This is a genomic window from Rhodococcus sp. CX (assembly GCF_015865005.1).
Taxonomy (GTDB): domain Bacteria; phylum Actinomycetota; class Actinomycetes; order Mycobacteriales; family Mycobacteriaceae; genus Rhodococcus.
In genome coordinates this window covers 1-3,911 of the sequence record NZ_JADZGH010000243.1, presented here as the reverse complement: position 1 = coordinate 3,911, position 3,911 = coordinate 1, and the positions used below count along the sequence as shown (strand labels likewise).

4 protein-coding genes and 2 pseudogenes are annotated in these 3,911 nt (G+C 70.5%); 2 read left to right on the top strand and 4 right to left on the bottom strand.

Annotation, left to right across the window (positions count from 1 at the left end; translation table 11 throughout):
• Together I0Q12_RS26635 and I0Q12_RS26630 are read right to left on the bottom strand one after the other, a co-directional pair.
• Window positions 1-140, bottom strand: a pseudogene (locus I0Q12_RS26635) (nucleoside deaminase); the annotation flags it as partial.
• Window positions 141-701 (bottom strand): tRNA adenosine deaminase-associated protein, encoded by a 561-nt coding sequence (locus I0Q12_RS26630; protein ID WP_197256317.1) that lies wholly within the window; start codon window positions 699-701, stop codon window positions 141-143.
• 48 nt (window positions 702-749) lie between these two features.
• Here I0Q12_RS26630 and I0Q12_RS26625 point away from each other — a divergent pair, with 48 nt between their 5' ends.
• Together I0Q12_RS26625 and I0Q12_RS26620 are read left to right on the top strand one after the other, a co-directional pair.
• Window positions 750-1,712: a prephenate dehydrogenase gene (locus I0Q12_RS26625; protein ID WP_197256315.1), complete on the top strand. Its 963-nt coding sequence runs from the start codon at window positions 750-752 to the stop codon at window positions 1,710-1,712.
• Entirely contained in the window at window positions 1,700-3,070 is a 1,371-nt protein-coding gene (locus tag I0Q12_RS26620) for an amidase (protein WP_197256313.1), read from the top strand. Before I0Q12_RS26625 ends, I0Q12_RS26620 begins: the two co-directional genes overlap by 13 nt.
• On the opposite strand, the gene I0Q12_RS26615 is transcribed toward I0Q12_RS26620, so the two are convergent.
• Both I0Q12_RS26615 and I0Q12_RS26610 read right to left on the bottom strand, forming a co-directional pair.
• Window positions 3,046-3,651, bottom strand: coding sequence for a putative glycolipid-binding domain-containing protein (locus I0Q12_RS26615; protein ID WP_197256319.1), 606 nt, complete (start codon window positions 3,649-3,651; stop codon window positions 3,046-3,048). The two genes, I0Q12_RS26620 and I0Q12_RS26615, sit on opposite strands and share 25 nt — an antisense overlap.
• A 73-nt stretch (window positions 3,652-3,724) precedes the next feature.
• A pseudogene (locus I0Q12_RS26610) lies at window positions 3,725-3,911 on the bottom strand (hypothetical protein); the annotation flags it as partial.

Genomic DNA, 3,911 nt, shown 5'->3' with positions numbered 1-3,911 from the left:
GCTTCCCGCGAGTTCGCCGCGCGTGCCAGCTCGGTGCCGTCGGCCGCGAAAACGGCACCCGCCGGGGACGTCCCGGTGGGTGCCGTTTTCGCGGCCTCGAGCGCGACCCGGATCAGTTCCTCGTCGTCCCGCAGCCCCATCTACTTCTGCAGCTTGTCCAAGGTCGAGGACAACACGTCGTCGAACCCGCAGCGCTGCGCGATCTCCTCGATCTGCTCGTCCGGATACAGCTCCGTCTCCGACAGGATCACCGCCAGGACCGGCTCGGGCAGACCCATGTCGGCGAGGATCGCCAGGTCCCCCTCTTCCCACGGCTCGACCTCGTCCAGCTCGTCCGGGTCGATGTCGGGAATCTCGATGTTGAGTGCCTCGAGCACGTCGGCGGCGATGTCGTAGTCCACCGCCATCGTCGCGTCGGACAACAGCAACTGCGTCCCCGCCGGAGCCGGACGCACAATCACGAAGAACTCGTCGTCCACGTTGAGCAGACCGAAGACCGCGCCGGAGCTCCGCAGCTCTCGCAGCTCCGTCTCCGCCGTCGCCAAACTCGTCAACGCAGCAGAAGTCAGGGCCCGGCACTTCCACCGGCCTTCCTCCCGCGTGACAGCGACGGCGAAGCCGTCCAGGTCCTCCGACGAAGCACCGGATGCCCCGGATGTTGTCACCGAAGGGCTCTTGTCCCCTACACGCTGTGCAGCCATGCGCGCAACGGTAGTCGGCCCGGTCCCGTGAATGAAGTCCGATGGCGAATGTGCCAACCTGATGCGGTGTCCAGTGCAGTTTCCGCCCCGCCCGTCTGCGTGCTCGGCCTCGGCCTGATCGGCGGTTCGCTGCTGCGTGCCGCCGTCGCCGCGGGCCGCGAAGCCTGGGGATACAACCGTTCGTCCGGTGCCGTCGACGCCGCGATCGCCGACGGCTTCGACGCCTCCACCGACCTGCCCACGGTGCTGCGCCGCGCGGCCGCTTCCGACGCGCTTGTCGTCGTCGCGGTGCCGATGCCGGCGGTCGACTCGGTACTCGCCGCGGTCGCCGAGCACGCCCCGAACGTCGCCCTGACCGACGTGGTGAGTGTGAAATCCGCGGTCGCCGCGGCAGTCGCGGCACGGGGACTGTCCGCACGCTTCGTCGGCGGGCATCCCATGGCCGGGACCGCCGAATCCGGATGGGACGCCGGTACCGCCGATCTCTTCCGCGACGCCGTGTGGGTGGTGACCGTCGACGACGGAGCCGACCCCGACGTGTGGCAACAGGTCGCTGGACTCGCCCTCGACTGCGGTTCGGTGGTCGTGCCCGCCGAATCCGGGGAACACGACGCCGCGGTCGCGCGGATCTCGCATCTGCCGCACATCCTCGCCGAAGCCCTCGCCCTCGCCGGGGCCGGTGGCGGCGACCTCGCGCTGGCGCTGGCGGCCGGTTCCTTCCGCGACGGCACCCGCATCGCCGGGACCGCGCCCGTGCTCGTCGACGCGATGTGCGAGGGCAACGCGACCGCCCTGCTCGCGGCGCTCGACGAAACCCTCGAGGTTCTGCGCAACGCCCGCGAGCAGCTCGCCGACGGCCGCACCGGCGACCTCACGTCCGCGGGCCACGCGGCCCGGCTGCGCTACGAGCAGCGCGAACGCAAGCCCATCACCGGGATCGTCCCCGGCGACGACAACTGGATCGAGCAGCTGCGCGACGCCGGGCGTCGCGGCGGGGTGTGGACGTCGTGAATCTGCGCGACACCGCGTCGGCCCTGGCCAAGCGCGACCTCACCGCGACCGACCACGTCCGGCAGGTCCTCGCCGAACTCGACGCCCTCGACGGCACGCCCTGGAGCAACATCGTCGCCGCCCGCAACGACGCGGCCGCGCTCGAATCCGCGGCCCGCGCCGACGCGGAGCTCGACGCCGGCAGCTGGATCGGCCCGCTGCACGGCGTCGCCGTCGCGATCAAGGACAACATCGACGTCGCGGGAATGCCGACACGCTGCGGCAGCGCCGTCCTCGCCGACGCACCCCCGGCCCGCCGGGATGCCCGGATCGTCGCGCAACTGCGGGAGGCCGGGGCGATCGTCGTCGCCAAGACGCACCTGCACGAGTTCGCCTACGGCCCCACCGGTCTGGTCAATGCGGCCGGTCCGGCCTCGCACCCGCACGATCCGGCGCTGATCAGTGGCGGTTCGTCGTCGGGCTCGGCGGTGCTGGTCGGCAAGGGCATCGTGCCGCTCGCGCTCGGCACCGACACCGGGTGCAGTGTCCGCACACCCGCTGCGCTGTGCGGGATCGTCGGGCTCAAGCCGAGCAGCGGCGCTCTGCCGTTGGACGGCGTGTTCCCGCTGTCCACCACGTTCGACCACATCGGCCTGCTCACCGGCGACGTCCTCGACGCCGGTCTGGCGTGGGGTGCGCTGCCCGGGGTCGCGCACCTGCGCACCCCGGTGTCGGGACTGCGCGTGGGCGTACTGCGCGGCGGCATCTGGGACATCGACGACGCCGAGGTCGCCGCGGCGCTCGACACCGCCTGCCGCACCCTCCGCGATCTCGGGGCCGAGGTCGTGGACACGACACTGCCCGAGACGGACGAGATGCTCGGCGCGTATCCGATCGTCACCGGATCCGAGGCGTACGAAACGCATCAACGGTGGTTCGAGGACGACCCCGGCAGATATTGCCCGCCGACGGCGGCACTTCTGGCCGCGCAGGCCGACCGGCCCGCCTCCGAATACCTGCGGGCGCTGCGCGCGGCCGAACGCCTGCGCGGCGAGGTGCTGCGGCGACTGCGCCGAACCGAACGACTCGACGCCCTGCTCACCGTCACCACCGGGGTGCGGTCGGCGCCGGTGGACAGCGACCCCGCCGAGCTGCGTGCTCCCCTGCTGCAGCGCTGCATCCCGTTCAACGTGCTCGGGGTCCCTGCACTGTCCGTACCGGCCCCGGACGGCCACGATCACCCCGTCGGCCTGCAGGTCGTCGGACTGACGAGCGGGCCCGGCGGACACGGCAGCCATCCCGGCGAGTCCACGGCGCTCGCGCTCGCCCTGGCCGTCGAGGGCACACCGGACGATCAGATGCGTTCGGCGAGCCCGTGATAGTCGACGACGAAACCGTCCGCGTCGACCGTGACGGTCGAACTCGATACCGGTGACATGACGTGGATGCCGTCGGCGGCGCTGCTGTAGATGAGCGTCGCCTCCTCGACGCTGAGATCGAGCAGGTTCACGTACACGACGGGAACCTCGAGATCGTCCGCGCCGGACTGCAATGCGTACCGCCGGATCGGCAGCGCATTGAAGAACGGGCTGAGGATCACGTCGACGTCGAGTGCACCACCGAACGCAGACCGCTGATGCTGCGTCCCGTTGTCGACCATCCAGATTCCCTCACCGGACCGGCTGATCGACATGTGCTTCTCACCCGAGGCCAGCGTCGTGCGCACCGACAACCTGCGGGTGACACCGTTCTCGTCGGTCACGAGGTCGTAGGACGCACTGAAGGCCGGATGCTCGGCGCACGCACCCCCGACGATACGGCCGGACGACTTGATGCGACTACCGCTCAACTGCACACGGACCGATTCCATACGCGGCGCATCGACCGCCCGCCACGTCAGAATCGCGGGCCAGGTCGATGCGCTGCTCGCCGCAGTGCTCGCGGCATCAGGGGCTGGCATGCTCACGGTGTCTACCGTAAGCGACGAACGGCACGTAAGTGGCCTCGGCGCTCGATTCGAAACCACTCCCTGTTCACACGGCCGGAACAATCGGTTCGTCACGGTCCCGGCCGGCGAGCCGATTCGAGAACACGGCCAGGGCCGCGGCACCCACGGCAACATTGAGCAGGGCCCCGAACTCTGCGACCGCGAAGTCGACGACCTCGACGAACAGCACCGTGATCAGGGCCGCCGCACTGAACACCGGCAGCGCCCACCCG